32 protein-coding genes are annotated in these 26,791 nt (G+C 66.1%); 27 read left to right on the top strand and 5 right to left on the bottom strand.

From position 1 onward, the window contains the following. Positions 1–32: 32 nt before the first annotated feature. Genes rplI through rpsF form a run of 3 tightly spaced genes read right to left on the bottom strand, consistent with a single transcriptional unit; the run spans position 33 to position 1,272 of the window. Entirely contained in the window at positions 33–641 is a 609-nt protein-coding gene (gene rplI / locus ACSR1C_RS06480) for a 50S ribosomal protein L9 (RefSeq protein WP_460258517.1), read from the bottom strand. Between the two features lie 11 nt (positions 642–652). Next, complete coding sequence (rpsR, locus tag ACSR1C_RS06475; protein WP_013961325.1) at positions 653–880, bottom strand: 30S ribosomal protein S18; 228 nt, start codon at positions 878–880, stop codon at positions 653–655. A gap of 29 nt (positions 881–909) precedes the next feature. Continuing rightward, a complete protein-coding gene (gene rpsF / locus ACSR1C_RS06470) occupies positions 910–1,272 on the bottom strand; it encodes a 30S ribosomal protein S6 (protein WP_460258516.1) in 363 nt (120 codons plus the stop codon). 270 nt (positions 1,273–1,542) lie between these two features. On the opposite strand from rpsF, the gene ACSR1C_RS06465 reads away from it, so the two are divergent. Next, a complete protein-coding gene (locus ACSR1C_RS06465) occupies positions 1,543–2,115 on the top strand; it encodes a YceI family protein (RefSeq protein WP_460258515.1) in 573 nt (190 codons plus the stop codon). 61 nt (positions 2,116–2,176) lie between these two features. Here ACSR1C_RS06465 and ACSR1C_RS06460 read toward each other — a convergent pair whose 3' ends face one another. Continuing rightward, entirely contained in the window at positions 2,177–3,385 is a 1,209-nt protein-coding gene (locus ACSR1C_RS06460; protein ID WP_460258514.1) for a cytochrome b/b6 domain-containing protein, read from the bottom strand. A 223-nt stretch (positions 3,386–3,608) separates the two neighbouring features. Here ACSR1C_RS06460 and ACSR1C_RS06455 point away from each other — a divergent pair, with 223 nt between their 5' ends. The 6 genes from ACSR1C_RS06455 (at position 3,609) to ACSR1C_RS06430 (ending at position 8,057) form a co-directional block, all read left to right on the top strand. After that, positions 3,609–4,235, top strand: coding sequence for a hypothetical protein (locus tag ACSR1C_RS06455; RefSeq protein WP_460258513.1), 627 nt, complete (start codon positions 3,609–3,611; stop codon positions 4,233–4,235). A gap of 78 nt (positions 4,236–4,313) precedes the next feature. Then, the gene (locus tag ACSR1C_RS06450; RefSeq protein ID WP_460258512.1) at positions 4,314–5,216 is read left to right on the top strand and encodes a glycosyltransferase family 92 protein; all 903 of its coding nucleotides are present in this window, start codon (positions 4,314–4,316) and stop codon (positions 5,214–5,216) included. Positions 5,217–5,323: 107 nt separating this feature from the next. Next, on the top strand, positions 5,324–5,812 hold the full coding sequence (locus ACSR1C_RS06445; protein WP_460258511.1) for a hypothetical protein: 489 nt from the start codon (positions 5,324–5,326) through the stop codon (positions 5,810–5,812). Positions 5,813–5,951: 139 nt separating this feature from the next. Further along, positions 5,952–6,914, top strand: coding sequence for an ACP S-malonyltransferase (gene fabD / locus ACSR1C_RS06440; RefSeq protein WP_460258510.1), 963 nt, complete (start codon positions 5,952–5,954; stop codon positions 6,912–6,914). Positions 6,915–6,923: 9 nt separating this feature from the next. Next, positions 6,924–7,661 carry a 3-oxoacyl-[acyl-carrier-protein] reductase gene (gene fabG, locus ACSR1C_RS06435; RefSeq protein ID WP_460258509.1) on the top strand — a complete coding sequence of 246 codons (738 nt, stop codon included), beginning with the start codon at positions 6,924–6,926 and terminating at the stop codon, positions 7,659–7,661. A gap of 162 nt (positions 7,662–7,823) precedes the next feature. Continuing rightward, complete coding sequence (locus tag ACSR1C_RS06430; RefSeq protein WP_104007923.1) at positions 7,824–8,057, top strand: acyl carrier protein; 234 nt, start codon at positions 7,824–7,826, stop codon at positions 8,055–8,057. A gap of 54 nt (positions 8,058–8,111) precedes the next feature. On the opposite strand, the gene ACSR1C_RS06425 is transcribed toward ACSR1C_RS06430, so the two are convergent. Continuing rightward, on the bottom strand, positions 8,112–9,014 hold the full coding sequence (locus ACSR1C_RS06425) for a Stf0 family sulfotransferase (RefSeq protein ID WP_460258508.1): 903 nt from the start codon (positions 9,012–9,014) through the stop codon (positions 8,112–8,114). 159 nt (positions 9,015–9,173) lie between these two features. On the opposite strand from ACSR1C_RS06425, the gene fabF reads away from it, so the two are divergent. From fabF to ACSR1C_RS06325, 20 genes are all read left to right on the top strand, one after another. Next, positions 9,174–10,430 carry a beta-ketoacyl-ACP synthase II gene (gene fabF, locus ACSR1C_RS06420; RefSeq protein ID WP_460258507.1) on the top strand — a complete coding sequence of 419 codons (1,257 nt, stop codon included), beginning with the start codon at positions 9,174–9,176 and terminating at the stop codon, positions 10,428–10,430. Positions 10,431–10,436: 6 nt separating this feature from the next. Continuing rightward, positions 10,437–11,591, top strand: a complete 1,155-nt coding sequence (gene mltG, locus ACSR1C_RS06415) for an endolytic transglycosylase MltG (RefSeq protein ID WP_460258506.1) — start codon at positions 10,437–10,439, stop codon at positions 11,589–11,591. A 281-nt stretch (positions 11,592–11,872) separates the two neighbouring features. Next, positions 11,873–12,223, top strand: a complete 351-nt coding sequence (locus tag ACSR1C_RS06410; protein WP_460258505.1) for a hypothetical protein — start codon at positions 11,873–11,875, stop codon at positions 12,221–12,223. Next, on the top strand, positions 12,141–13,493 hold the full coding sequence (locus ACSR1C_RS06405; protein WP_460258504.1) for a DNA-packaging protein: 1,353 nt from the start codon (positions 12,141–12,143) through the stop codon (positions 13,491–13,493). Before ACSR1C_RS06410 ends, ACSR1C_RS06405 begins: the two co-directional genes overlap by 83 nt. Positions 13,494–13,651: 158 nt before the next feature. Beyond that, positions 13,652–14,827, top strand: coding sequence for a phage portal protein (locus ACSR1C_RS06400; RefSeq protein WP_460258582.1), 1,176 nt, complete (start codon positions 13,652–13,654; stop codon positions 14,825–14,827). Then, complete coding sequence (locus ACSR1C_RS06395) at positions 14,824–15,066, top strand: GTA head formation protein, RCAP_rcc01685 family (RefSeq protein WP_460258503.1); 243 nt, start codon at positions 14,824–14,826, stop codon at positions 15,064–15,066. Before ACSR1C_RS06400 ends, ACSR1C_RS06395 begins: the two co-directional genes overlap by 4 nt. A 29-nt stretch (positions 15,067–15,095) precedes the next feature. Continuing rightward, complete coding sequence (locus tag ACSR1C_RS06390) at positions 15,096–15,638, top strand: HK97 family phage prohead protease (protein ID WP_460258581.1); 543 nt, start codon at positions 15,096–15,098, stop codon at positions 15,636–15,638. Between the two features lie 37 nt (positions 15,639–15,675). Continuing rightward, entirely contained in the window at positions 15,676–16,851 is a 1,176-nt protein-coding gene (locus tag ACSR1C_RS06385) for a phage major capsid protein (RefSeq protein WP_460258502.1), read from the top strand. A 149-nt stretch (positions 16,852–17,000) separates the two neighbouring features. After that, the gene (locus ACSR1C_RS06380) at positions 17,001–17,600 is read left to right on the top strand and encodes a head-tail connector protein (RefSeq protein ID WP_460258501.1); all 600 of its coding nucleotides are present in this window, start codon (positions 17,001–17,003) and stop codon (positions 17,598–17,600) included. Further along, on the top strand, positions 17,597–17,938 hold the full coding sequence (locus ACSR1C_RS06375; protein ID WP_460258500.1) for a head-tail adaptor protein: 342 nt from the start codon (positions 17,597–17,599) through the stop codon (positions 17,936–17,938). Before ACSR1C_RS06380 ends, ACSR1C_RS06375 begins: the two co-directional genes overlap by 4 nt. Beyond that, positions 17,935–18,345 (top strand): DUF3168 domain-containing protein, encoded by a 411-nt coding sequence (locus ACSR1C_RS06370; RefSeq protein WP_460258499.1) that lies wholly within the window; start codon positions 17,935–17,937, stop codon positions 18,343–18,345. Before ACSR1C_RS06375 ends, ACSR1C_RS06370 begins: the two co-directional genes overlap by 4 nt. 21 nt (positions 18,346–18,366) lie before the next feature. Beyond that, complete coding sequence (locus tag ACSR1C_RS06365) at positions 18,367–18,780, top strand: phage major tail protein, TP901-1 family (protein WP_460258498.1); 414 nt, start codon at positions 18,367–18,369, stop codon at positions 18,778–18,780. Continuing rightward, entirely contained in the window at positions 18,780–19,109 is a 330-nt protein-coding gene (locus ACSR1C_RS06360; RefSeq protein WP_460258497.1) for a gene transfer agent family protein, read from the top strand. The genes ACSR1C_RS06365 and ACSR1C_RS06360 overlap by 1 nt, the downstream gene beginning before the upstream one ends. Continuing rightward, the gene (locus ACSR1C_RS06355; RefSeq protein ID WP_460258496.1) at positions 19,096–19,293 is read left to right on the top strand and encodes a rcc01693 family protein; all 198 of its coding nucleotides are present in this window, start codon (positions 19,096–19,098) and stop codon (positions 19,291–19,293) included. The genes ACSR1C_RS06360 and ACSR1C_RS06355 overlap by 14 nt, the downstream gene beginning before the upstream one ends. Further along, entirely contained in the window at positions 19,293–19,946 is a 654-nt protein-coding gene (locus tag ACSR1C_RS06350; RefSeq protein ID WP_460258580.1) for a phage tail tape measure protein, read from the top strand. The genes ACSR1C_RS06355 and ACSR1C_RS06350 overlap by 1 nt, the downstream gene beginning before the upstream one ends. Positions 19,947–19,956: 10 nt before the next feature. Next, positions 19,957–20,589, top strand: coding sequence for a phage distal tail protein, Rcc01695 family (locus tag ACSR1C_RS06345; protein WP_460258495.1), 633 nt, complete (start codon positions 19,957–19,959; stop codon positions 20,587–20,589). Continuing rightward, positions 20,589–21,476, top strand: a complete 888-nt coding sequence (locus tag ACSR1C_RS06340) for a DUF2163 domain-containing protein (protein ID WP_460258494.1) — start codon at positions 20,589–20,591, stop codon at positions 21,474–21,476. Before ACSR1C_RS06345 ends, ACSR1C_RS06340 begins: the two co-directional genes overlap by 1 nt. Further along, entirely contained in the window at positions 21,473–21,919 is a 447-nt protein-coding gene (locus ACSR1C_RS06335) for an NlpC/P60 family protein (RefSeq protein ID WP_460258493.1), read from the top strand. Before ACSR1C_RS06340 ends, ACSR1C_RS06335 begins: the two co-directional genes overlap by 4 nt. After that, positions 21,919–25,914: a baseplate multidomain protein megatron gene (locus ACSR1C_RS06330; RefSeq protein ID WP_460258492.1), complete on the top strand. Its 3,996-nt coding sequence runs from the start codon at positions 21,919–21,921 to the stop codon at positions 25,912–25,914. The genes ACSR1C_RS06335 and ACSR1C_RS06330 overlap by 1 nt, the downstream gene beginning before the upstream one ends. After that, the gene (locus tag ACSR1C_RS06325) at positions 25,907–26,617 is read left to right on the top strand and encodes a DUF2793 domain-containing protein (protein WP_460258491.1); all 711 of its coding nucleotides are present in this window, start codon (positions 25,907–25,909) and stop codon (positions 26,615–26,617) included. The genes ACSR1C_RS06330 and ACSR1C_RS06325 overlap by 8 nt, the downstream gene beginning before the upstream one ends. The last annotated feature ends 174 nt before the right edge of the window (positions 26,618–26,791 follow it).

Raw genomic sequence — 26,791 nt, 5'->3', positions numbered from 1 at the left:
GCGCGGCTTTCCGGTTTCGTGCTGAAGGACGCTCAGGCGTCTTCTTCGTCCTCGGCCCGCGGGGCCAGGTCTTCGTCGTCGGAGGCGGCAGAGCCGATATCGTCGAACAGCTCGGCGATCTCGAACTCGGCCTCGGCCTCGGCTTCGGCAGCCAGTTCCTGGATCGACTTGCCCGAGGCCTGCAGTTCGGCCTCTTCCTGCGAGCGGGCGATGTTCATCTCGATGGTCACTTCGACCTCGGGGTGCAGGACCACGGCGACGGTGTGCAGGCCCAGATCCTTGATCGGGGCGGTCAGTACGATCTGCTTGCGATCAACCGAGAAGCCGGCCTCGGTGGCGGCGTCGGCGGCGTCACGCGGGGTGACGGAGCCATAAAGCGCGCCCGAGTCGGAGGCGGAGCGAATCACGATGAACTGCTGTCCGTCGAGTTTCGCAGCCAGCGCTTCGGCCTCTTTCCTGGTTTCCAGGTTGCGGGCCTCGAGCTGGGCTTTTTGCGTTTCGAACGAGGCGATATTGGCCTCGGACGCGCGCATCGCCTTGCCCTGCGGCAGCAGGAAGTTGCGGGCGTAGCCGTCCTTGACGGAAACCACTTCGCCCATCTGGCCCAGTTTGGCCACGCGTTCCAGAAGGATAACTTGCATGGGTTCGCTCCTTACTTCACGGCGTAGGGCAGCAGGGCGAGGAAGCGGGCGCGCTTGATCGCGCGGGCCAGCTCACGCTGCTTTTTGGCCGAGACGGCGGTGATGCGCGACGGCACGATCTTGCCGCGCTCGGAGATGTAGCGCTGCAGCAGGCGGGTATCTTTGTAGTCGATCTTGGGTGCGTTATCGCCCGAGAAGGGGCACACCTTGCGACGACGGAAAAACGGTTTGGTAGCCATGGATTACAATCCTTTCCTAATGCGTTCGATCAGCGCCGTTCGCGGCGGTCGCCACGATCGCCGCGTTCGTCACGCTTCTGCATCTGCACCGAGGGGCCATCGGGGTGGGCGTCGACCTTGATGGTCAGGACGCGCATCACGTCGTCATGCAGGCGCATCAGGCGCTCCATTTCCTGCACGGCGGGCGCGGGGGCATCGGTTTTCAGGAAGGCGTAGTGACCCTTGCGGTTCTTGTTGATCTTGTAGGCCATCGTCTTGACGCCCCAGTATTCGCTTTCCACGACACTGCCGCCGTTGTCGGACAGAACGGTGGAGAAGTGATCAACAAGGCTTTCGGCCTGCGCGTTGGACAGATCCTGACGCGCGATAAAGACATGCTCGTACAGCGGCATGTGTGCTCCAGTTTTACACGGGCGCATTTCATAGAGCGGGGCCGGACCTTCCGCGGCCCGCTCACGAGAGGCTGCGCCGGTTTCAGTGAGATGCGGAAGGAAGCGCCCTTATACACACGGGTCACGATGATGCAAGCGTGCCGGGTGGGCTGTGTGCCGCTGAACAGGGGCTGTTCGGCGCTTCGGGGTTGCCGGACGGGGCCTGTGCTGGGATCTTGGGGGTATGGTAACAGGCGACAGACCGCCCCAATTCATCACGGAGTTTAACAGATGAAATCCACGATCCTTGCCGCCGCCCTGGCCCTTGTGGCGCTGCCCGCAGCCGCCGAGCCGGTCAAATATGTGCTGGATTCCAGTCACAGCCAGATCGTCTTTTCCTACAACCACCTGGGCTTTTCGACCGGCTATGGCATGTTCTCGGGCTTTGCCGGCGAGATCGTGTTCGATGCCGAAGATCCGGCCGCGTCGTCGGTGACGGTGACGATGCCGGTCATGTCGATGCTGACCGGCTGGCAGGAACGGTTCGATCATTTCATGTCGGGCGATTTCTTTGCCGCGACCGAGGACGAGATGGTCACCTTCACCTCGACCGGGATCGAGGTCACCGGCGACACCACCGCCCTGATCACCGGCGATCTGACGCTGAACGGTGTCACCAAGCCGGTGGTGCTGGACGCCAAGCTGAACCAGACGGGGATGCATCCGATGGCCAACAAGGACTGGGCCGGGTTTGATGCCACCACCACCGTATTGCGGAGCGATTTCGGCGTCGGCGCCTTTGCGCCCTATGTGTCGGATGAGGTCGCGGTGATGATCTCGATCGAGGCGATGAAGGCCGAATAACGGCGCAGCCTCCGGAAAACCGAACCGCCCGGTGCCATCGCGTCGGGCGGTTTTTTCGTGTCTATTCCCCTGCACGGGTTGCGGTCAGGGCCACATCCACCACCACCGCAAAGCCCACCGTGCCTTCGTCGGGGTGGTTTTCACCGATGTTGAAATCGCGCCGGTCCAGCACTGTCTGGCCGGTCATTTCGGCGCGGTCGCCGTCGATGGCCAGGGCAAAGGGCATCTGTACCGGCACGGTGACGCCCTTCAGTGTCAGGTTGCCGTCGGCCAGATAGGCGCCATCTGCGCCTTCCTGCAAATCAGCGGTGAACCGCGCGGTGGGAAAGCCTTCGGCATCGAAGAAATCCGGGGCCTTGGCCTGGGCGGTGACCGAACCCAGCGTCAGGCTGCCGATCGCGATGGTGACATCGGCGGTGCCGTGGCGGCCCCCGGTCGCCTGCTCGTCGAAGGTGATGGCGGCGGTCCAGTCGGCGAAGCCGCCGCTCAGGTCATTGCCAAGCTGTTTGACGGTGATCGAAAGGCTGCCTTCCTGCACCTGCCAGTCGCTTTGCACGGCGGCAAGCGGGGCGGCGGCCGGGGCGGTTTCGGGGTCGGCGGACAGGCCCAGCACCGTGCCCAGCCCCAGCGCCGCGGCATAGACCAGACTCGCGACCAGCAGCGGCCGATGGGTGGCGTGGGCGGCGGCGGGCGGCGTCTGGGCCACGGCGGCGCCGAACCACATGCGCCGCAGCGTGGCGTCGCGGTCGATCAGGTGGTGTTTCAGCGCCCCCGCCACATGCAGCCCGACGGCGATCAACAGCAGCAGGGCCAGCGCCCAGTGCCAGCCGGCAAAAAACTCGGCCACCGCATGGGATTTCGGCACCAGGGGCAGCGACTGACCGAAGGGCCACCAGATCGGCGCGAACCCGTCGGTGGCGGCATGGTGCAGCCAGCCCGACAGCGGCACCAGCACCAGGGACGCATAAAGCAGCCAGTGGATGATTTCGGCCAGAAACGCCTCGGCCGGTTTGTCGGCGTTCAGCAGGCCCGGCTTGCGCTGTCCCAGCGTCCAGACGATCCGCGCCAGCGCCACGAAGAACGTGACGATGCCCAGCGTCTTGTGAACCGTGAACACCTGCGCCTTCAGCGCCAGCGCGGCACCGGTATCATAGGGCAGGTTGTCGGCGACGATGCCCAGCGGGAACATCGTCAGGATCAGCAGGGCGGTCAGCCAGTGAAAGCCCTTGGTCACGCTGCCATAGGCGGTGGCGCTGTTGGATGTGGCCATTGGTACACTCCTTGTTTGTTGTCCGCGACGATACGGGTTTGCCTGCGCCGGGCAACTGCGGATCGCGCACAAGGCCCATGCGCGGATGCAGGGGCGGGTGTCCGGCCCGTATGGATTTGTGTGAAATTACAGCGTCTTTGCCGCGAAATGGCGCGGGGACTGTCCCATTCTGACCATGTTTGCGGGCTATTTTTCGGGAAACCATACCGAAGGAGACCGCGCCATGACCGCGCATTCGAACTTCAGTAACGTCGGTGTGATCCGTTCCGGGGCGACAGGGCCATCGGTCAGTATGAGTGAGACGAACTGGGGATATATCATCAGCTCCGACACGCAGTGGGGCAACCGCGCCGCGTTGATCGAGCGGACCTTCGCGCTGGCCGGCTGTGCCTGCCTGATCGCGGCGTGCGGCAGCTGGCTGTTCCCGCAGGTCAACGCCGCCGTGGGGCCGGACATGCCGGGGCGGATCGCGTCGAGCCTGGGGATGGGGATCCCCGCGCTGTTGTTCCTGTGGCTTTCCGAACGCGGCATGGGATACGAGGTGCAGGTCGATGTGGTGAAAAGCTGCCTGCGCCAGGGCGTGTGCAACCGGCGGGGCAAGGTCCGCACGCTGCGTACGGTTCCGTTCGACAAGATCGGCAGTGCCTTCATCAAGCGGGGCCAGGCCCCCGGCGACATCGCGCAGCTTTTCGTGCGTCTGACCGGCGGCAGGACCGTGCATTTGACCAGCGGGCGCGAGACGACCCTGCGCACCCTGCACGGACGCCTGAGCCGCGAGCTGCGCCCGGTGCGCACCCAGCTGAAGGGCTGGGATCGTGTCGGTCGGCGGCTGACCCCCGCGGTGGACTGACCCCGGGCATTTTTGCGCGCCGCTGGATTGTCGCGCCGTCTGGCGCTAAGCAACGGGCATGGGCAAGAGGGAACAACCATGCTGGGCGCGCTGATTTCCAGAAAGCCGGTGACCCGGCTGCTGTTGACCCCGCCGGCGCCGCTGCCGGATCGGGGCGGGCTGACGCTGGCGCTGATCGTGCGCAACGAGGCGCGCCATATCGGCGAATGGGCGGCGTTTCATCTGCGCGCCGGGGTGGCGCATATCGTGGCCTATGACAATGGCTGTACCGACGACACCATCGCGGTGCTGCGCCGCGTGGCGGGGGCGCGGCTGACGGTGATGCCCTGGAACCAGAAACTGCGTGACGGGCTGACCGGGCGCGAGATCCACAATCAGGTGCTGGCCTATGCCCATGCGATCCGCAATTTCGGGCCGCGCTTTCGCTGGATGGCCTGTATCGACGCCGACGAGTTTCTGGTGCCCAAACAGGCGGGCAGCCTGCCGCAGGCGCTGATGCATCTGACGGACTGCACCTCGATCTCGTTGCCGTGGCATAATTTTGGGCGCAATGGGCACCTGACCCCGCCGGAAGGTGGCATCGTGCAGACCTATCTGCGCCGCGCCGCCGACCCGATGAGCGGGGCGCGCGGCGTGACCAATTTCAAGACGATCGTGGATCCGTGCCATGTGACCTCGGTCAAGGTGCACAGCTATGAGGTGGACGGCCGGGCGGTCACCTGCAACGACCGCGGCGAACGCTTCGCGTTGAAGGACCGCACCGGGCGTGCCTTCTATTCGGCCGATCATATTCAGTTGAACCACTATTACACCCGTTCGGAGGAGGAGCTGGCGGCCAAGATCGCCCGCGGCTCGAACCAGACGGTGGCCGCCGCCCGCCATGCCGCGCGCGTGCGCCGCAACGTCGCCAATATTGAGGCGGACGAGGTCGAGGACCGCAGCGCGCCGGACTTTCTGGCCCGCCTCGACACAGCGCGTTGATCCAGGGCGTTGCGCTGATCGCATGGCTGCCAGCAAAATGTCGCAATTCATATATACCCTTGGTTGCACTCACCGGAGTGACCAGAAGGGCAATGTGAGGAACAGTGATGCGCCAGCGTCAGAAATCGCGGAAGTTCAACCGGATCGTGACCTTTCTGAGGTCCGAAAACGGTGCGGTCACCGCCGATTACGTCGTCCTGACCGCCGTCGCCGTGTCGCTTGGCTTCGCCGTGGCGGGGTCGGTCCGGTTGGGGGCCGAAGGGCTGTCGACGGCGGTGGCCAGCGAACTTGGCAGTATGGAGGTTCTTGCCGGTGCGAGCGGGACGTTCGGCGCCGGTGGGGGCGGTGATGGTTCGGGCGAAGCGGATGGCGATACCGGGGGGGAGGATAGTGCGGCCTCGGACAGCGCCGCTGGCGGCGGTGATGACGGGACGAAGGGCAACAACGGGAAGAATGGTAGTGGCGGAAAGGACGGGGGCAGCGGCACGAGTGGCGGCACCGGCAATCCGGGCAATGACAAGGATGTGGGCCGTGCCGGGGAAAATCCCAATGATAAGGGCGACTGGGGCAGCGGTTCCAAGGGGCAGAGCCGTTGATCGCGCCCCGTGCCCGGCCTCCGCTGCGCTGATATGCCTGCAAATGCGGCACGCAGACCGCATTTTGCGCTTGGTGGGGCTCTTGTGAACAGAGGGGCGACCGTTTAGACGGTGGCAAAATGTCAAGAGGAGGGGCGGCATGAGCCGAGCATTCGTATTTCCGGGCCAGGGGGCGCAGACCGTCGGAATGGGCAAGGCCCTTGCAGAGGCCTATCCGGGCGCGAAAGCCGTGTTCGACGAGGTGGACGAGGCCCTGGGCGAAAAGCTGAGCACGCTGATCTGGGAGGGCGACGACGAGACGCTGACCCTGACCCACAACACCCAGCCGGCGCTGATGGCAACCTCGCTGGCCGCGATGCGCGCGCTGGAGGCCGAGGGCGTGACCATTGATGCCGCCGCCTATGTCGCGGGCCATTCCCTGGGCGAATATTCGGCACTGGCGGCCGCAGGCGCGCTGAGCGTGGCCGATGCGGCGCGCTTGCTGCGTATCCGGGGCCGCGCCATGCAGGAGGCCGTGCCGGTCGGCGTCGGCGCGATGGCGGCGCTGCTGGGGCTGGATTTCGCCACCGCCGACAAGCTGGCGCAGCGGGCCGCGCAGGATACCCACAAGGTGTGTCAGGCGGCCAATGACAACGATCCGATGCAGGTGGTGGTGTCCGGCCATGCCGAGGCGGTACAGCATGCGGTCGAACTGGCGCGCGAGGCGGGTGCGAAACGGGCGGTGATGCTGCCGGTTTCGGCCCCGTTCCACTGCAAACTGATGGAACCGGCGGCGCGGGTGATGGCCGAGGCGCTGAGCCATGCCGCGATCGACGAACCCAAAGTGCCGCTGGTGGCCAATGTTCTGGGGCGTGGCGTCAGCCAGCCGGGCACGATCCGCGCGCTGCTGGTGGATCAGGTGACCGGGTCGGTGCGCTGGCGTGAATCCGTGCTGTGGATGACCGGCCAGGGTGTCACGGAATTCTGGGAAATCGGCGCGGGCAAGGCGCTGTCGGGGATGATCCGGCGGATCGACCGATCCGCCACCAGTCGGGCGATCGGAACGCCGGACGAGGCGAAGGCCGCAGCCGAAAGCCTCGCGCTGGCCGAAACAGTCAAATAAGAGGTCGATATGTTTGATTTGACAGGCAAAACAGCGCTGATCACAGGTGCATCCGGGGGGATCGGCGGGGCGATTGCCCGGGCACTGCATGCGCAGGGGGCGACGGTGGGCCTGTCGGGCACCCGTACCGCGCCGCTGGAGGCGCTGGCCGTCGATCTGGGCGAACGCGCGCATGTGCTGCCTTGCAATCTGGGCGACGGGGCCGCGCTGGCCGAACTGCCGAAACAGGCCGCTGCGGCGATGGGGTCGCTTGATATTCTGGTCAACAATGCCGGGATCACCCGCGACAACCTGTTCATGCGCATGTCCGAGGAGGACTGGCAGGCGGTTCTGGACGTCAACCTGACGGCGGCGATGCGGCTGAGCAAGGCCGCCGTGCGCGGCATGATGAAGGCGCGCTGGGGCCGGATCATCAACATCACCTCGGTGGTGGGCAGCACCGGCAACCCCGGCCAGGCCAACTATGCCGCCGCCAAGGCAGGGCTGGTGGCTATGTCGAAATCGCTGGCCGCCGAAGTGGCGACACGGGGCATCACGGTGAACTGCGTGGCGCCGGGTTTCATCACCACGGCGATGACCGCAGAACTGACCGATGACCAGAAGGGCAAGATCCTGTCGACGATTCCCTCGGGCCGCATGGGCGAGCCCGAAGAAATCGGCGCCGCGGTGGCCTATCTGGGCAGCGAAGAGGCGGCCTATGTCACCGGTGCCACGCTGCATGTGAATGGCGGCATGAGCATGATCTAAGCCGTCGGGGGCGATGCCGCGAAAGCGTTTGCCTTATGGTTTCGATATGCTATAGCGGCGCAGAATTAGCGGTCGGTGCCCTTGGGCGTCGGCTATGGGGCGGTCCGACAAGGGACCAACTGCAAGAAACGGGCCGAAGCCCGAGATCAATGAGGAAATGATATGAGCGACATCGCAGATCGCGTTAAAAAGATCGTTGTCGAGCACCTGGGTGTGGAAGAAGACAAGGTCACCGAAAGCGCCTCTTTCATCGACGACCTGGGCGCTGACAGCCTGGACACCGTCGAACTGGTCATGGCCTTCGAGGAAGAGTTCGGCATCGAGATCCCCGATGACGCCGCCGAGACCATTCAGACCTTTGGCGACGCGGTGAAGTTCATTACCGAAGCTTCCTGATCTCTGCCCGGCGGCAGGTGCCGCCGTAGCAGAATAAATTCAACCGGCCCCGCGCTAACGGGGGGCCGGTTTTTTCGTGCCGGGCAGAAACGCGACCAGTTGCGCGATCCCCTTGGGTTTCTTCTTTTTCGGAGCGCTTGGCGGGCGGTAGCTGTCTGCGTCGAAGGCGGACGCGGCGAATTCGGTCTGGTGCAGCTGCATCAACATCTTTTTCTCAGCCCGGTGGGTGCGATAGCCGGCGGTGGTCCGGGTGAAGGCCTGCACCGCATCAAGATCGGGTGTGACACCGACCTTGCCGGCGATTTGGGTTATGGTGCCGGGCAGGTCCTCGGCGACCTGTCGGTCGGTCAGGATCAGCGGGTGAATCCCTGACAGCATGAAAAACCGGTTCCAGCCGGACAATTCGTTGATGATCGCGCCCTGTGCCGCCTTCAGGTTTTCGATACCAGGCGGTTGTGCGGTGTCTTCGTCGGTTTCCTGCGCGATGTCGTCGTTCCAGTTCCGGGTCTGCATCGCCATCGCGAAGGAGATGGCCTGCGCGGTCAGGTTTTCGCGCAGCAGGAACAGCACGGTGGCGCCTTCGAACAGCTCTTTGCCGGCATCCCCGGTTAGGAACTCGCGGAACTGCCAGAACTGAAGTTTCGAGGCGAATACCCCGTTGCGGCTGCGCCGGTCCATAGCGGCCGCCATATAGGGTGCGACGTCATCCGGGCCGGTCGGCGTGGGTACCTGCCAGCGTTCCGAAAACAAAGGTATGTGGTCGCGGTTGAAATATTCTTCGGGGATCCCGAGCCCGGCCAGTGCAAGGGCGCGGGCCAGAGTGGTTGAGGCAGAACGCGGCGGCGCACAAAGCAGCAGCTTCTTGCCGGCGGCCGGGCGACCCGGTGGCTGATCGAACACGGGATCGTTCAGGTTCGTGCCGGTTAGAAGGGCAGTGTGAAAGGCAGTGACGGGCATCGAAGGCAGGTTCCCCTTTGTTTTTTGCCGCTTTCTAAGCGGGATGGGGCTGCGGGTGCAACGCGATGACAGGGGGGCAAGCGGTGTTGGGGCTTGTGGCCTGGCGACGCCTGCCGTTATATCACCCGGCAAATATGTCGGCAAATAGTGGGGGCGCAGATGCGGCGAGTGGTTGTCACAGGGCTGGGAATGGTTTCCCCGCTGGCGTGTGGAGTAGAGCAAACCTGGGCGCGCCTTCTGGCCGGTCAGTCGGGGGCCGGGCCGATCACCCGGTTCGACGCATCCGAAGTGACCACCAAATACGCCTGCGAGATCCCGTTCGGCGATGGTAGCGGCGGGACCTTCAACCCCGATGACTGGATGGAGCCCAAAGAGCGCCGCAAGGTCGATGATTTCATCCTTTACGGCATGGCCGCCGCCGATCAGGCGGTGCGGGATTCGGGCTGGATGCCCGAGGATACCGCAAGCCGCGAGCGCACCGGGGTGATGATCGGTTCGGGCATTGGCGGTCTGAACTCGATCGCGAACACCGCCGTTTTGATCAAGGAGCGCGGCCCGCGCCGGGTTTCGCCGTTCTTCATTCCCGGCGCGCTGATCAACCTGATCTCTGGCCAGGTGTCGATCCGCTATGGTTTCAAAGGGCCGAACCACGCGGTTGTGACCGCCTGTTCCACGGGCGCCCATGCGATTGGCGATGCGGCCCGGCTGATCCAATGGGACGATGCCGACGTGATGCTGGCCGGCGGCGCGGAAAGTCCGATTTCCGAAATCGGGATTGCCGGGTTCAACGCCTGCAAGGCGCTGTCCACCAAGCGCGGGGATGAGCCGGCCAAGGCCAGCCGCCCCTATGACGCCGACCGGGACGGTTTTGTCATGGGCGAGGGCGCGGGCGTTGTCGTGCTGGAGGAATACGAGCACGCGAAAGCGCGCGGCGCCAAGATCTATGCCGAGATTCTGGGCTATGGCCTGTCGGGCGACGCCTATCACATCACCGCGCCCAGCGAGAATGGCGAAGGTGGCGAGCGGTCGATGCGCGCGGCGCTGAAACGGGCCGGGCTGACGCCCGGGGATGTGGATTACATCAACGCTCACGGCACCTCGACCATGGCCGATGTGGTCGAACTGGGCGCGGTCGAGCGGATGATGGGCAATGCGGCGGCCAAGGCGACGATGTCGTCCACCAAATCCTCGATCGGGCATTTGCTGGGTGCGGCCGGCGCGGTCGAGGCGATCTTTTCGATCCTGGCGATCCGCGATCAGATCGCGCCGCCCACGATCAATCTGGACAATCCGGCCGTCGAACCAAAGCTGAACCTGGCCGCCAACGAGGCGCAGCCGCGCGAGATCAGCGTGGCGCTGTCCAACTCGTTCGGCTTTGGCGGCACCAATGCGTCGCTTGTGATCGGAAAGGTGTAATCTGATATGTGGCGCAATCTGGCCTCGAACGCGCTGACGCTGTTTGTCGTGCTGTTGCTGCTGACCGGCGGGGTGATCATCTGGGGCAAGGGGCAATATACCGGCCCTGGCCCGTTGGAAGAGGCGATCTGTCTGCGCGTCGAAAGCGGATCGAACATGCGCCGCGTGTCGCAGGACCTGCAGGCGCAGGGCGCGATTTCCAACGCCCAGATTTTCCGCGCCGGCGCCGAATACACCGACAAGGCGGGGCTGCTGAAGGCGGGCAGCTATCTGGTGCAGCCCGGCGCGCCGATGGCGCAGATCGTTGATCAGATCACCACATCGGGCCGCTCGACCTGCGGCACCGAGGTCAATTTCCGCATCGGCATCCTGAGCGCCGAGTTGCAGGTGCGCGAGTTGGATCCGGCCACCAACCGCTATGTCGAGGTGCTGGCCTTCGATCCCGGCGCGGGCGAGGTGCCCGAGGGTTATGGCGAAGTCACCGCCCAGCCCGATGTGCGCTATCGTGTGACCCTGGCCGAGGGTGTGACCAGCTGGCAGGTGGTGCAGGAGCTGACCCAGGCCGAGTTTCTGACAGGTGAGATCGCCGGGGTGCCGGCAGAGGGCAGCCTGGCACCCGACAGTTACGAACTGGCGCGCGGTGCCGACCGGGCCGCGCTGATCGCGCGAATGGAGGCGGCGCAGGCGCAGATTCTGGCCGACCTGTGGCAAAGCCGGGCCGAGGGCCTGCCGCTGGAGACGCCCGAGCAGGCGCTGGTGCTGGCCTCGATCGTCGAGAAGGAAACCGGCGTGGCCGAGGAACGCCCGCAGGTGGCCAGCGTCTTCGTCAACCGGCTGAACCGGAGTATCCGGCTGCAGACCGATCCGACGGTGATATACGGCATCACCAAGGGGCAGGGCGCGTTGGGCCGGGGTTTGCGGCAAAGCGAGCTGCGGCGCGCGACGCCTTATAACACCTATGTCATCGACGGGCTGCCGCCCACGCCGATCGCCAATCCCGGCCGCGCCTCGATCGAGGCGGCACTGAACCCGGCGCAGACCGATTATATCTATTTCGTGGCCGATGGCAGCGGCGGCCATGCCTTTGCCGAGACCCTGGCCGAGCATAACGACAATGTGGCGCGCTGGCGGGCAATCGAGGCGGAACGCGCTGTCGAGTGAATTGAGACCGCCCCCAAGGGGGCGGTCATTTTATTCGTCTCGCCGCCCTGGGGCGGCTCGGGTGTGCTTCCGGCGGGAGTATTTGTGCCGAGAAGAATGCGGGGGTGGTGGATGGGGGTCTGTTAACCATTTGTTAACAATAAACTTATTGACTTTGCGAACGGTCTGGAGTATACCTTCGGGCAAGCTAGAAGAAGTGGGCAAGCGGCACGGGGACATCCCCGGCGCCGCTTTTTCATTTCTCTCGTGCGGGATGGCATGAGAGGGCGGGCTTTGACCATATGACATTGATTTCTTCCACCGGGGGCGATGCGGCGGCGCAGGCGGTTCTTGCGGCGGCCGAGCAGCATTACCTGCGCACCATCGAGGTGCTGCACAATCTGATCGAGGAAGTGACCGCGGGCCGTTCGGCCCGGGCGAAAGAGCTGAAAGGGGCGCTGAGCGATCTTGGCCGCGCGGCCCAGACGGCGTTTGACGAAAGGTCCAGAGTTGAAAAGCGTATCCGATCCGACACCGGCATTGTCCATGACTATGCCCTCGACTTTGCAGATGCCCGGGCTGAGATCGGGCGCAGACTGGCTCGCCTGCGCGCCGCAGGCGGAGCAGGAGGCGTTTCTGGGGGGGCTGAGTGAGGGCGCGCTGTTGGCGCTGCCCTATCTGTTCGAATTCTGGGCGCTGCCGCATCAGCTGCCGCCCGGCGGAGACTGGCGGACCTGGGTGATCCTGGGCGGGCGCGGTGCGGGCAAGACCCGCGCCGGGGCCGAATGGGTGCGTGCCGAAGTCGAAGGTGCGCGACCGATGGATCCGGGCCGGTCGCGCCGGGTGGCACTGGTGGGCGAAACCATCGAGCAGGCGCGCGAGGTGATGGTGTTCGGCGAAAGCGGCATTCTGGCTTGTTCGCCGCCCGACCGCCGCCCGAAATGGGAGGCCACGCGCAAGCGGCTGGTCTGGCCCAACGGCGCGGTGGCGCAGCTGTTTTCGGCGCATGAGCCCGAAAGCCTGCGCGGGCCGCAATTCGATGCGGCCTGGGTCGATGAGTTGGCCAAGTGGAAGAAGGCCGAAGACGCCTGGGACATGCTGCAATTCGGGTTGCGGCTTGGCCCGGCGCCGCGGCAATGCGTGACCACGACACCCAAGAACGTGCCGGTGCTGAAAACGATCCTGGCCAATCCCTCGACGGTGGAAACCCACGCCCCGACCGAGGCGAACCGCGCCTATCTGGCGGCCTCGTTCCTGGAGGAGGTGCGGGCGCGCTATGCCGGCACGCGGCTGGGCCGGCAGGAACTGGACGGGGTGCTGTTGGAGGATGCCGAGGGCGCGCTGTGGACCTCGGCCGGGCTGGAGGCGGTGCGGCTGGATCGGGCGCCCGCGCTGGACCGGATCGTGGTAGCGATCGACCCGCCGGTGACGGGCACGAATACGTCGGACGAATGCGGTATTCTGGTGGTGGGCGCGCGGGTTCAGGGCAACCCGCAGGACTGGCGTGCGGTGGTGCTGGAAGATGCCAGTGTCGCTGCCGCATCGCCCACCACCTGGGCGGGCGCCGCGATTGCCGCGATGGAGCGACACGGTGCCGAGCGGCTGGTGGCCGAGGTCAATCAGGGCGGTGATCTGGTCGAAAGCGTGATCCGGCAGATCGACCCGCTGGTGCCGTTCCGGGCGGTAAGGGCGGCCAGGGGCAAGGTGGCGCGGGCGGAACCCGTCGCCGCGCTTTACGAGCAGGGGCGGGTGGCGCATTTGCGCGGCCTGGGCGCGCTGGAGGATCAGATGTGCCGGATGACGGCGCAGGGTTATCAGGGCCAGGGCAGTCCCGACCGGGTCGATGCGTTGGTCTGGGCGCTGCACGAGCTGATGATCGCGCCGGCGGCGCATTGGCGCAGGCCACGGGTGCGCGGGCTTTAGCGCTTCTTTTTCGCGGAAATATCCCCGCCGGAGGCATGAAAACTCTTTGGCGGAACGGGGCTGCTTATCGTTCCCTTCGGGCGCTCTTCGCGGGTGCCGGCGAAGAGGGCTGTCAGGCCCGAGGAGCGGCATAGGCAATGACTGAGGAGCTTCAGCACATGGTATTCAACATGTTCCGGCGCGCGGACCCCGCGGCGCCCGAAAAAAAGGCAAGCGCGACCGGGCCGGTGGTCGCCTGGCACGGGGCCGGGCGTGTGGCCTGGACCCCGCGCGATGTGGTGTCGCTGACCAAAACCGGGTTCACGGGCAATCCGGTGGGGTTCCGGTCGGTCAAGCTGATCGCCGAGGCCGCCGCCGCGCTGCCGCTGGTTTGTCAGGACCGCGAGCGGCGATATGAGGCGCACCCGGTGCTGGACCTGATGCGCCGCCCCAATCAGGCACAGGGCCGGGCCGAGCTGTTCGAGGCGCTGTATGGCCAGTTGCTGTTGTCGGGCAACGGCTATCTGGAGGCGGTGGGCGGCGAGACCGGGTTGCCGCTGGAGCTGCATGTGCTGCGCGCCGACCGGATGTCGTTGATCCCCGGTTCTGACGGTTGGCCGATCGCCTATGACTATGCGGTGGGCGGGCGCAAGCATCGGTTCGACATGGCCGCCGGGGTGCCGCCGATCTGTCATATCAAAAGTTTTCATCCGCAGGACGACCATTACGGGCTGAGCCCGATGCAGGCGGCGGCCACGGCGTTGGATGTGCACAATTCGGCCTCGCGCTGGTCGAAGGCGCTGTTGGACAACGCGGCGCGGCCTTCGGGGGCGATCATCTATCGCGGTGCGGACGGGCAGGCGGCGCTGAGCGAGGAACAGTATCAGCGGTTGCAGGACGAGATGGCCAGCTATCATCAGGGCGCGGCCAATGCCGGGCGGCCGATGCTGCTGGAGGGGGGGCTCGACTGGAAGCCGATGGGCTTTTCGCCGTCGGACATGGAATTTCAGAAGACCAAGGAGGCCGCGGCGCGCGAGATCGCGGTGGCCTTTGGCGTGCCGCCGATGCTGTTGGGTATTCCGGGCGATGCGACCTATGCCAATTACCAGGAGGCCAACCGCGCCTTTTACCGCCTGACGGTGGTGCCGTTGGCCACGCGGGTATCGGCGGCGGTGTCGGATTTCCTGTCGCGTTTCGCGGGGGAGCAGGTCGAGCTGAAGCCCGATCTGGATCAGCTGCCCGCACTGGCCGCAGAGCGCGACGGTCAGTGGCGCCGCGTCAGCGAGGCCAGCTTCCTGACCGATGCGGAAAAGCGCGCGCTGTTGGGGCTGCCGAAGCTGGCGGATGACGCATGAGTGCGGCGGCGGAGCGGAGCGGGTCGAAGTTCCTTTATGCCCCGTTCGAGGTCGCCCATGCCCGGATCGACGCCAATGAGCGCGTGGCAGAGGAACGCTGGGCCGCGCTGGAATACCGGCTGGGCCGGATCGAGGCCAGCCAGGAGCGGGTGGAGAAACGCCTGTGGCTGGCGGTTTACGGGGTTGTGGCGGTGATTTTGGCGCAGGGCGCGACGTCGCTTCTGACGGTTGCGCCGTGAAAGGGGATTTGCCGATGTTGGAAATGGGAATGGGTCTGGAGCACAAGTTCTGCCGGACCGAAAACGTGCTGACGGTCACCGACGGCACCTTGGTCGAGGGCTATGCCAGCCTGTTCGGCAAGGCCGATCAGGGCGGCGATGTGGTGCAGGCCGGGGCCTATGCGAAATCGCTGACGGCGCTGACGGCGGCGGGGCGGCGGGTCAAGATGCTGTGGCAGCATGATCCGGCCCAGCCGATCGGGATCTGGGACGAGGTGCGCGAGGATGCGCAGGGCCTGTACGTCAAGGGCCGGTTGCTGACCGATGTGGCCAGGGGGCGCGAGGCGGCGGCGCTGATCGGGGCGGGCGCGATCGACGGGTTGTCGATCGGCTATCGCACCAAACGGGCCGAAAAGGATGCGGGCGGACGGCGCCTGCTGTCGGAGCTGGAGCTTTGGGAGGTGTCGCTGGTGACCTTCCCGATGCTTCCCGATGCGCGGGTGGGCGCCAAGGCGGACGATCCCGCCGAGGCCCTGATGCGCGAGTTGGCGGAGGCCTTTCAGGGTGCCCGCCGCGTGGTGACCGGCGACTGAGCCCGGCGCGATCATCTTTCTCAGACAGGATCGAGACATGAGCAAGACCGAAACCAAATCCGCGGCCCCCGCGGAACAGGTGAAATCCGCCCTTTCGGGTTTCCTGAGCGATTTCAGGGCCTTTCAGGGCAACATTGAATCTAAGCTTAAACAACAGGAAGAGCGACTGACCATGCTGGATCGGAAATCCCTTATCACCGGGCGTCCCGCCCTTGCCAATTCTGCCGAGGTGGAGGCGCCGCACCAGAAGGCGTTTGCGGCCTATCTGCGGTCGGGCGACGATGACGCGCTGCGCGGTCTGCAGTTGGAAGGCAAGGCGCTGTCCACCGCCGTGGCCGGCGACGGCGGCTATCTGGTCGATCCGCAGACCGCCGAGACCATCAAGAGCGTGCTGAAATCCACCGCCTCGATCCGTTCGATCGCGCAGGTGGTCAATGTCGAGGCGACCTCGTTCGATGTGCTGGTGGATCACAGCGAGTTCGGCTCGGGCTGGGCGTCCGAGACCGGCACCCTGACCGAGACCGAAACGCCGCAGATCGAGCGTGTCAGCATCCCGCTGCACGAATTGTCGGCCATGCCCAAGGCCAGCCAGCGCCTGCTGGATGACAGTGCGTTCGATATCGAGGGCTGGCTGGCGGGCCGCATCGCCGACCGTTTCGCCCGGGCCGAGGCGTCGGCCTTTGTCAATGGTGACGGCCTGGACAAGCCCACCGGCATTCTGACCCATACCCAGGTGCCCGATGCCAGCTGGGCCTGGGGCGCGCTTGGCTATATCGCCACCGGCACGGATGGCGATTTCGACGCGGTGTCGCCGGCGGATGCGGTTCTGGATGTGGTCTATGCGCTGGGTGCCGAATACCGTGCCAACGCGACCTTCGTGATGAATTCGAAGACCGCGGGCGTGGTGCGCAAGATGAAGGATGCCGATGGCCGCTTTCTGTGGTCCGACGGTCTGGCCGCCGGGGAACCCGCGCGCCTGTTGGGCTATCCGGTGCTGATCGCCGAGGACATGCCCGACATCGCGCCGGACGCCTGCGCCATTGCCTTCGGCGATTTCCAGGCGGGCTATACCGTGGCCGAGCGTCCTGATCTGCGGGTGCTGCGCGATCCGTTCAGCGCCAAGCCGCATGTGCTGTTCTATGCCACCAAGCGCGTGGGCGGCGATATCAGCGACTTTGCCGCGATCAAGCTGCTGAAATTCGCGGTGGCGTAAGGCCGGCATCGTGATGGGCCGCCCCTGACGGGGCGGTCCGGCGCGCGCCTTTCGGGGTTTCCCCTTGCGTTGTCTAGCTGCTCCCTCCGTCCGAGCAACGTGGGGCGCGCGCCATTTTCCAGTCCGGGGGACGAAGTGGAGAGATGCACATGATGTTGATCGAGCAGACCACAGTGCCCGCCGCGGCGCTGCCGGTGAGCCAGTTCAGAGACCATTTGCGGCTGGGCACGGGGTTTGCCGATGACGGTGCCGAGGACGCGCTGCTGGAGGCGCTGCTGCGCGCCGCGATGTCCGCGATCGAGGCGCGCACCGGCAAGGTGCTGCTGACGCGCGGGTTCGTCTGGTCGCTGGTGGCATGGCGCGACGGCATCCGGCAGGCGTTGCCGGTGGCGCCAGTGACGCAGGTGTCTGAGCTGAAGATCATCGACCGGCAGGACGCCGCGGTGGTGGTCGACCCGGCGGCCTATCGGCTGGAAAAGGACACCCACCGCCCGCGCCTGGCCGCCGGTGGGGCGGCCCTGCCGGTGATTCCGTTGGGCGGCAGTGCCGAGATCGGGTTCGAGGCGGGATTTGGTGCCGAGTGGGATGCGGTTCCGGCCGATCTGGCGCAGGCGGTGCTGTTGCTGGGCGCGCATTATTACGAGCACCGGTCCGAGGCGGCGTTCGGCGAGGGCGGGATGCCGTTCGGTGTGCTGGCCTTGCTGGAGCGCTGGCGCACGGTGCGCATTCTGGGCGGGGGCGCGACATGAGCGCGCTGCCGAAACTGACCCGCCGTCTGGTGCTGGAACAGCCGCAGCGCCTGGCCGATGGCGCGGGTGGCTATACCGACGCCTGGGTGCCGCTGGGCACGCTGTGGGCCGAGGTCAGACCGGGCACCGGGCGCGAGCGGGCGGGCGAGTTCACCACGCTGTCGCGGATCCCGTACCGGATCACGGTGCGCGGTGCGCCGGTGGGGGTCATGTTCCGCCCCAAGCCCGAGCAGCGGTTCCGCGAGGGCGCGCGCATTTTCCGCATTCTGGCGGTGACCGAGCGCGACGCGCGCGGGGCTTATCTGACCTGTTTCGCAGAAGAGGAGGGCGCGGCATGAGCTATGGCGCAGCGGCGGCCCTTCAGGCGGCGGTCTATCAGCGGCTGGTGGCGGATGCGGCGCTGGCGGCCATCGTCGGGGGGGCGATCTATGACGCGGTGCCGCCGGGCGATCTGCCTGCGACCTATGTCAGCATCGGCCCCGAGGATGCGCGCGACCGATCCGACAAGACCGGCGCCGGGGCCTTGCATATTTTCACGATCAGCGTGGTCAGCAACATCGCGGGCTTTGCCCAGGCCAAGGCGGTGGCGGCAGCGGTTTCGGATGCGCTGAACGACGCGCCGCTGGTGCTGTCGCGCGGCACGCTGGTCGGGCTGAGCTTTGACCGGGCGCGGGCGCGGCGGGTGCGGAACGGCGATGTGCGCCGGATCGACCTGACCTTCCGCGCCCGCGTGGATGACGAATAATTCTTATCTGGAGAGTGGAACATGGTGGCCCAAAACGGCAAGGACCTTCTGATCAAGCTCGACCTGACCGGGGACGGGCAGTTCGACACCATCGCGGGCCTGCGCGCCACGCGCATCAGCTTCAACGCGGAGCAGGTCGATGTGACCAGCCTGGAAAGTCAGGGCGGCTGGCGGGAACTGCTGGCCGGCGCGGGGGTGAAATCGGCGGGGATCAGCGGCTCTGGCGTGTTCAAGGATGCAGGCACGGACGAACGCGCGCGCCAGATCTTTTTCGACGGCGAGACGCCGGATTTTCAGGTCATCATCCCGGATTTCGGCATTGTCGAGGGGCCGTTTCAGGTGACCTCGATCGAATATGCCGGCAGCCATAACGGTGAGGCGACCTATGAGTTGTCGCTCGCCTCGGCCGGTGTTCTGGCCTTTACGGCGCTGTGATGGGCAACCCTTGGGCGGGCGAGGCGGCGCTGGTGCTGGATGGCCGTCGCCATGTGCTGAAGCTGACGCTGGGCGCGCTGGCCGAACTGGAGGCGGCGTTGCAGGCGGAAACGCTGGTGGCGTTGATCGAGCGGTTCGAGGGCGGGCGCTTTGCCACGCGCGATGTGCTGGCGCTGTTGCTGGCGGGGCTGCGCGGTGGTGGCTGGCAGGGCGTGGCCGCCGATCTGGCCCGCGCCGAGATCGCCGGTGGCCCGGTCGAGGCGGCGCGGGTGGCGGCAGCGCTGCTGACCCGCGCCTTCACGGTTCCGGCGGCCGATGACGCGGTTTGACTGGCCGGGGCTGATGCGGGCCGGGATGGTCGGGCTGGGCCTGAGCCCGGCCGCGTTCTGGGCGCTGACGCCGGCCGAACTGCTGCTGATGCTGGGGCATGGCAGTGGGCCGGCACCGATGGGCCGCGCCCGGCTGGATGAGCTGGCGCGCGCCTTTCCCGACACGACAGAAAGGTCTGAATGATGACAGAGCTGGACGGTTTCGACGAACAGCTATCGCAGCTGGAGGGCAGCCTGGGCAGCGCGCGCGAGGTCACGGCCGCCTTCGAGGTGGAGATGGTCCGGATGCGCGAAAGCGTGACGCTGACGAACCGCGAGGTCGGGTCGCTGTCGCGCAATATCGCGCGCGGCCTGCGCGGCGCGTTCGAGGGGCTGGTATTCGACGGGATGAAACTGTCGGACGCGCTGCGCGAGGTTGGCGCCTCGATCAGCGCGGCGGCCTATAACGCGGCGGTCACCCCGGTGCAGACCCATGTCGGCGGGCTGATCGCGTCGGGGATCGAGGGGATCGTCGGCAGCATGGTGCCCTTCGCCAAGGGGGCGGGGTTCACCCAGGGGCGGGTGATGCCCTTTGCCACCGGCGGCGTGGTATCGGGGCCGACCTATTTTCCGATGCGCGGTGGTGCGGGCCTGATGGGCGAGGCCGGGCCAGAGGCGATCATGCCGCTGGCACGGGGTGCTGACGGGCGGCTGGGGGTGCGGAGCCAGGGCGGCGGGCAGCCGGTGACGGTGACGATGAACATCACCACGCCTGACGTGCAGGGGTTTCAGCGCAGTCAAAGCCAGATCGCCGCCGCGATGAGCCGCGCGATGAGCCGCGGCCAGCGCAACAGCTGAGGAGGACGCCATGGGATTTCACGAGATACGCTTTCCCGCCAATCTGAGCTTCGGCTCGGTCGGCGGGCCCGAGCGGCGCACCGAGATCGTGACGCTGGCTAACGGGTTCGAGGAGCGCAACACGCCCTGGGAACACGCCCGTCGGCGCTATGACGCGGGTGTGGGTATGCGGGCGCTGGACGATGTGGAGCTGCTGATCGCGTTCTTCGAGGCGCGGCGCGGCCAGCTTTTCGGCTTTCGCTGGAAGGATTGGTCGGATTTCAAATCCTGCCGCCCGTCGGGCGAGGTGGGCGCGCTGGATCAGCTGATCGCCCATGGCGACGGTGCGTCCGAGGTGTTTCAGCTGGTCAAGACCTATGCCTCGGGCGGTGCGGCCTATCGCCGGCCTATCGTCAAGCCGGTGGCGGGGACGGTGAAGCTGGCGGTGGATGGCGAACCGCTGGTGGAAAGTCTGGGCTTCGAGGTGGACATGGCGACCGGGCTGGTGACGCTGCGGGACGCGCCCGATATCGGCGTTCAGGTCACGGCGGGGTTCGAATTCGACGTGCCGGTGCGGTTCGACACCGACACGATCCAGACCTCGGTCGCCAGTTTCCGCGCCGGTGACGTGCCGCGCGTGCCGATCGTGGAGGTGCGGGTCTGATGCCGGTTTCCGAAAGCATGCAGGCGCATCTGGACAGCGGTGCGACAACCCTGTGCCGGTGCTGGGCGGTGACGCGGCGCGACGGGGTGGTGTTGGGCTTTACCGATCATGACAGCGCGCTGCACTTCGACGGGATCGCGTTTCGCGCCAATACCGGTATGACCGCCCGCGCGCTGAGCCAGACCACCGGCCTGTCGGTGGACAATACCGAAGCGGTGGGCGCGCTGTCGGATGCGGCGGTGACCGAGGCCGACATTCTGGCCGGGCGGTTCGACGGGGCCGGTGTGCGCGCCTGGCTGGTGAACTGGGCCGATCCGGCGGACCGGGTGCAGCAGTTCGCCGGAGAGCTGGGCGAGATCACCCGCGCCGGCGGTGCCTTTCAGGCCGAGTTGCGCGGGTTGACCGAGGTGCTGAACCAGCCGCAGGGGCGGGTCTATCAGCGGCCTTGTGCGGCGGTTCTGGGCGATGGCCAGTGCAGGTTCGATCTGAACATGCCCGGATATACCATTGAAATGGTTGTAGAAGATGTGGAGGATGGGCGCGTGTTCCGTTTCGCCGCGATGGACGGGTTCGAGCCACGCTGGTTCGAGGCCGGACGCCTGGAGATGCTGGGGGGTGCGGCGGCGGGTCTGATCGGGATCATCAAGAGCGACCGCTATGAAAGCGGCGTGCGGCGGGTCGAACTGTGGCAAAGCCTGCGTGCCGGTGTGGTGGCGGGCGATGCGCTGCGTTTGCAGGCGGGTTGTGACAAGCGTGCCGAAACGTGCCGTGTGAAGTTTAGTAATTTCAACAATTTCCGCGGCTTCCCTCATATCCCAGGCGAGGATTGGCTGATCAGCTATCCGATTCAGGGGGGCGCCAATGATGGCGGCAGCCTGCAGCGATGAGCGTTCACGCGGACCGCGCCGTGGCCGAGGCGCGGGCATGGATCGGCACGCCTTATCGGCACCAGGCGTCACGGCGCGGCGCAGGGGCCGACTGTCTGGGGCTGTTGCGCGGGGTATGGCGTGCGCTTTACGGCGGCGAGCCTGCCTTGGTCCCCGCCTATACCGGCGACTGGTCCGAGCCGGGGCGCGAGGAGCGGCTTTGGGCGGCGGTCGCGCAACATATGCGGGCCAAGCCGGTGGCGATGGCCGCCCCCGGCGACGTGGTCTTGTTTCGGATGAAAGCGGGGGCGGTGGCCAAGCATCTGGGCGTTCAGGCGCGTATCGGGCCTGAGGCCAGTTTCATTCATGCCTATTGGGGGCACGGTGTGGTCGAAAGCCCGCTGACCACCCCCTGGGCGCGTCGGATCGTGGCGCGGTTCGAATTTCCTGACGGGGGGTACTGATGGCGACGATTGTTCTGTCGGCGGTGGGGGCTGCGGTTGGATCCGCGGTCGGGGGCTCGGTTCTGGGCCTGTCGAGCGTTGTGATCGGCCGGGCGGTCGGGGCCACGCTGGGCCAGTATCTGGACCAGAAACTGCTGGGCAGCGGATCCGCCCCGGTGGAGACCGGCAAGGTGGACCGGTTCCGCCTGACCGGCGCCAGCGAGGGCGCGGGCGTGAATCGCTGTTTCGGCCGTGCCCGGCTGTCGGGGCAGGTGATCTGGTCGTCGCGGTTTCTGGAAAGCAAGCAGACCAGCGGCGGTGGCAGCAGCAAGGATTCGGGCCCGGAGGTCACCAGTTATTCTTATTCGGTCAACCTGGCGGTGGCGATCTGCGAGGGCGAGATCACCCGGCTGGGCCGGATCTGGGCCGACGGGATCGAAACCTCGAAGGATGCGCTGAACCTGCGGCTTTACACCGGCACCGAGGATCAGCTGCCAGATCCGAAGATGGAGGCGTTGGAAGGCGCGGGGATGGTCCCGGCCTATCGCGGGGTTGCCTATGTGGTGATCGAAAACCTGCAGCTTGCGGCCTATGGCAACCGGGTGCCGCAGTTTTCTTTTGAGGTGGTGCGCGCGGTGCCGGGCGAAACGCCGGCGCAGCAAAGCCTGTCGGATCTGGTGCGGGGGGTCGCGTTGATCCCCGGTACCGGTGAATATGCCCTGGCGATGACGCCAGTGCATTATGGCGGCGGGCTGGGGCAGAACAGCTCTGCCAATATCAATACGCCCTCGGGCAAGACCGATTTTGCGACCTCGCTGGAAAACCTCGGGGACGAGTTGCCGCACTGCGAATCGGCGCTGCTGGTGGCGAGTTGGTTCGGCGACGATCTGCGCTGCGGGGACTGTACGATCCGCCCCAAGGTGGAGCAGAAATCCGCCTTTGCGAGTCCGATGTTCTGGAATGTGTCAGGCATCGACCGGCAGGGGGCCGAGGAGGTGCCGAAACAGGAGGGCCGGGCGATCTATGGCGGCACCCCGTCGGATCATACAGTGATCGAGGCGATCACCGCGCTGAAGGCGACCGGCAAGGCGGTGACCTTCTATCCGTTCATCCTGATGGATCAGGTGGCGGAAAACGCGCTGCCCGATCCATGGACCGGCGCGCAGGGGCAGCCGCCCTTGCCCTGGCGCGGGCGGATCACCACAGAACGGGCACCCGGCGTCGAGGGCACCACCGACGGCACCGCCGCAGCCGAGGCCGAGGTGGCCGCATTTTTCGGAACCGCCGCGCCGGGTGATTTCATCCCGCTGATCGACAGCGCCTATCAAAACCTTGCAACGCCGCCGGAAGGCTTGCCGCTGCCGGCGCATATGATCGGGGGCAATTCGATCATCTTCTATGACGGGCCGCAGGAATGGTCTTATCGGCGGTTCATTCTGCATTATGCGCATCTGTGTGCGGCGGTGGGCGGGGTTTCGGCCTTCTGCATCGGCTCTGAAATGCGCGCGCTGACGCAGATCCGGGGGGCGGATGGCGATTTTCCGGCGGTGGCGGCGCTGCGGGCACTGGCCGCCGATGTGCGCGCCATTCTGGGGCCGGATGTGAAGATCGGCTATGCTGCGGACTGGTCGGAATATTTCGGTTATCATCCGCAGGACGGGTCGGGGGACGTGTATTTCCACCTCGATCCGCTTTGGGTCGATCCCGAGATAGATTTCGTCGGGATCGACAATTACATGCCGGTGTCGGATTGGCGCGCGGGCGGCGATCACGCGGATGCGGCGTGGGGATCGATTTATGCGCTGGATTACCTTCAGGCCAATATCGAGGGTGGCGAGGGCTATGACTGGTATTACCCCAGTCAGGCGGCCGCCGATGCACAACGCCGCGCGCCGATTACGGATGGCGCGCATGGCGAGGGCTGGGTCTACCGCTACAAGGATATCCGCAACTGGTGGCTCAATGAGCATCACGAACGGATCGGCGGGGTGCGCCAAGCTGCGCCGACCGCGTGGTTGCCGCAATCCAAGCCGGTGTGGTTCACCGAGTATGGCTGTGCCGCGATCGACAAGGGCACCAACCAGCCCAACAAGTTTCTTGATCCCAAATCCTCGGAATCCTCGTTGCCGAATTATTCGAACGGGACGCGCGATGATTTTCTGCAACAGCAATATCTGCGGGCTGTGACCAGCTATTGGTCTGACGCGGCCAACAACCCGGTTTCGCAGTTATACGGCGGTCCGATGATCGACATGGCGCGGGCCAATGTCTGGGCCTGGGATGCGCGACCCCATCCGCAGTTTCCGGCAAATACCGAACTGTGGAGCGATGGCGAGAATTATTTTCGCGGCCATTGGCTGAACGGGCGCGTCTCTGCCCAGGCGCTGGCAGCGGTGGTGACCGAGATCTGTGCGCGGTCCGGTGTGAGCGAGGTCGATGTGGACGATCTGTTCGGGCTGGTGCGCGGCTATACGGTCAGCGACGTGGATGGCGCGCGGGCGATGCTGCAGCCGCTGATGCTGGCCTATGGGTTCGATGCGGTCGAGCGCGAAGGGCGGCTGATCTTTCGCAGCCGTCCGGGCCGGGCCGGGGGCGTGGTGACGCCGGAGCGGCTGGCGGTGACCGAAGAGACCGAGGGCGACCTGGAAACGATGCGCGCGCCGCAGGCCGAAACCGCCGGACGGGTGCGTTTGAATTTCGTGGAATCCGAGGGCGACTACGAGGTGCGCGCCGCCGAAGCGGTGTTCCCGGATGAGGTCAGCCGGGGCGTTTCGGTGTCCGAGCTGCCATTGGTTCTGACCCAGGCCGAGGGGCGGGCGATCACCGAACGCTGGCTGGCCGAGTCGCGGGTGGCGCGCGATCGGGCGCGGTTCGCGCTGCCGCTGTCGCAGATGGTGCTGGGGGCGGGCGATGTCATCGAGTTGCAGACCGGGGCGGGGCCCGCGCTGTACCGGATGGACCGGGTCGAGCAGGCCGAGGCCCGGCTGATCGAGGCGGTCAGGGTCGAGCCTGCGGTCTATGAGCCCTCGGACGCGGTGGAGGAGCAGGTTGCGCTGACGCCCTTCGTCGCGCCGGTGCCGGTGTTTCCGCTGTTTCTGGATTTGCCGCTGCTGACCGGAGCCGAGGTCGAACATGCCCCGCATCTGGCGGTCACGGCGACGCCCTGGCCCGGCAGTGTCGCGCTGTTCAGCGCGCCGCTGGATGCGGGCTATCAGCTCAACAGCACCCTGTCGGCCAGCGCGGTGATCGGGGTGACCGAAACCGCGTTGTTCCGCGCCGACCCGGCGGAATGGGACCGTGGCCCGGCATTGCGGGTGCAGGTCTATGGCGGCACGCTGGCTGCGGCCGAGGCCGAGGCGGTGCTGAACGGGGCCAATGCGATGGCGATCGGCGACGGCAGCCCCGGCAACTGGGAGGTATTCCAGTTCGCCGGGGCTGAACTGGTGGACACGGACACCTACGATCTGACGCTGCGTCTGCGCGGGCAGGCGGGCAGCGACGGGATCATGCCCGATACCTGGCCGGTGGGCAGCTATGTGGTGGCGCTGGACGGGGTGCCGGCGCAGATCAATCTGGCGATTTCGGAACGCGGGTTGGCGCGGCATTATCGGGTCGGTCCGGCGGGGCGGGCCTATGACGATCCGTCCTATACTCATCTGGTCGAGGCATTCGATGGGATCGGGCTGCGCCCGTATGCGCCGTGCCATATGCGCGCCGTGCCCGACGCGGCCACGGGCGATCTGGCCGTCAGCTGGATCCGGCGCACCCGGATCGATGGCGATACCTGGGCCTCGTACGAGGTGCCGTTGGGTGAGGCCCAGGAACTCTACGTGGTGCGGGTGCGCAGCGGCACGGGTGTGATCCTGCGCGAAACATATGTCACCGCGCCGACCTGGACCTATAGCGCGTCAACACAGGCGGCGGACGGTGCGGCGGCGCCCTATTCCATCGAGGTGGCGCAGATATCGGACCGGTTCGGGCCGGGACTTTTTGAAAGGATCGAAATCAATGGATGAGACCACGATTTTGCAGCTGCCGCTGGTGCAGGCGGCCCAGGCGCAGAAACATGTGACGGTGAATGACGGGCTGCGCCGGCTGGACGGGTTGGTGCAGTTGCGACTGAAAACCCTGGGCGAGACCACGCCGCCGCTGACCGCGCAGGATGGAGACTGTCATTTCGTGCCCTCTGGCGGGGTGAATGCGTGGGCGGGCCATGCGGGCGAGATCGCGATCCGGGCCAATGGCGGCTGGGTCTTTGCGCAGCCCTTGCCGGGCTGGCGCGCCTGGAGCATCGAAGACGCAGCCGAGGTTCTGTTCGACGGCGTGGCCTGGCAGCCGGGGGCTGCGGCGCTGTCGCCTTTTGGCGCGGCAATGCGGTTCCGGGTGCTGGAATTCGATCATGCGATCGCGGCCGGGGCCAGTGACAGCACCAGCGTGACCATTCCGTCGCACGCAATGGTGTTTGGGGTGACGGGCCGCGTGGTGGACACGATCACCGGCACGCTGACCGGCTGGCGGTTGGGCGCGGACGGGTCCGACACCCGTTTCGGCAGCGGGCTGGGCCTGTTGACCGGGTCTTATGTCAAGGGGGTTTTGGGCAGCCCGCTGACCGGCTATGCGCCGATGCCGCTGGACCTGACCGCCGAGGGTGGCGATTTCACGGGCGGTACGGTGCGCCTGGCGGTGCATTACTGCGAACTGACGCTGCCGGCGCTGTAACCGGGATACGGCCAGTTTTGCGTGGCGATGTGGTTACCGCCGCCTGCGCGCTTATGGCGGCGGTAGTGGGGCAGGAGATGTCGCGCGCATTCGGTCACAAAGGCGTGGGGCCGAATGTTGAATTTGTCCCGCCGGGCTATCTGTTATAGGCTGCTGTCGAAACGAAAGGGAAAG

It is taken from the genome of Actibacterium sp. D185-2, assembly GCF_054954595.1.
Note: the sequence above shows the minus strand (reverse complement) of the source record. Positions and strands in the feature narration are given on the sequence as shown.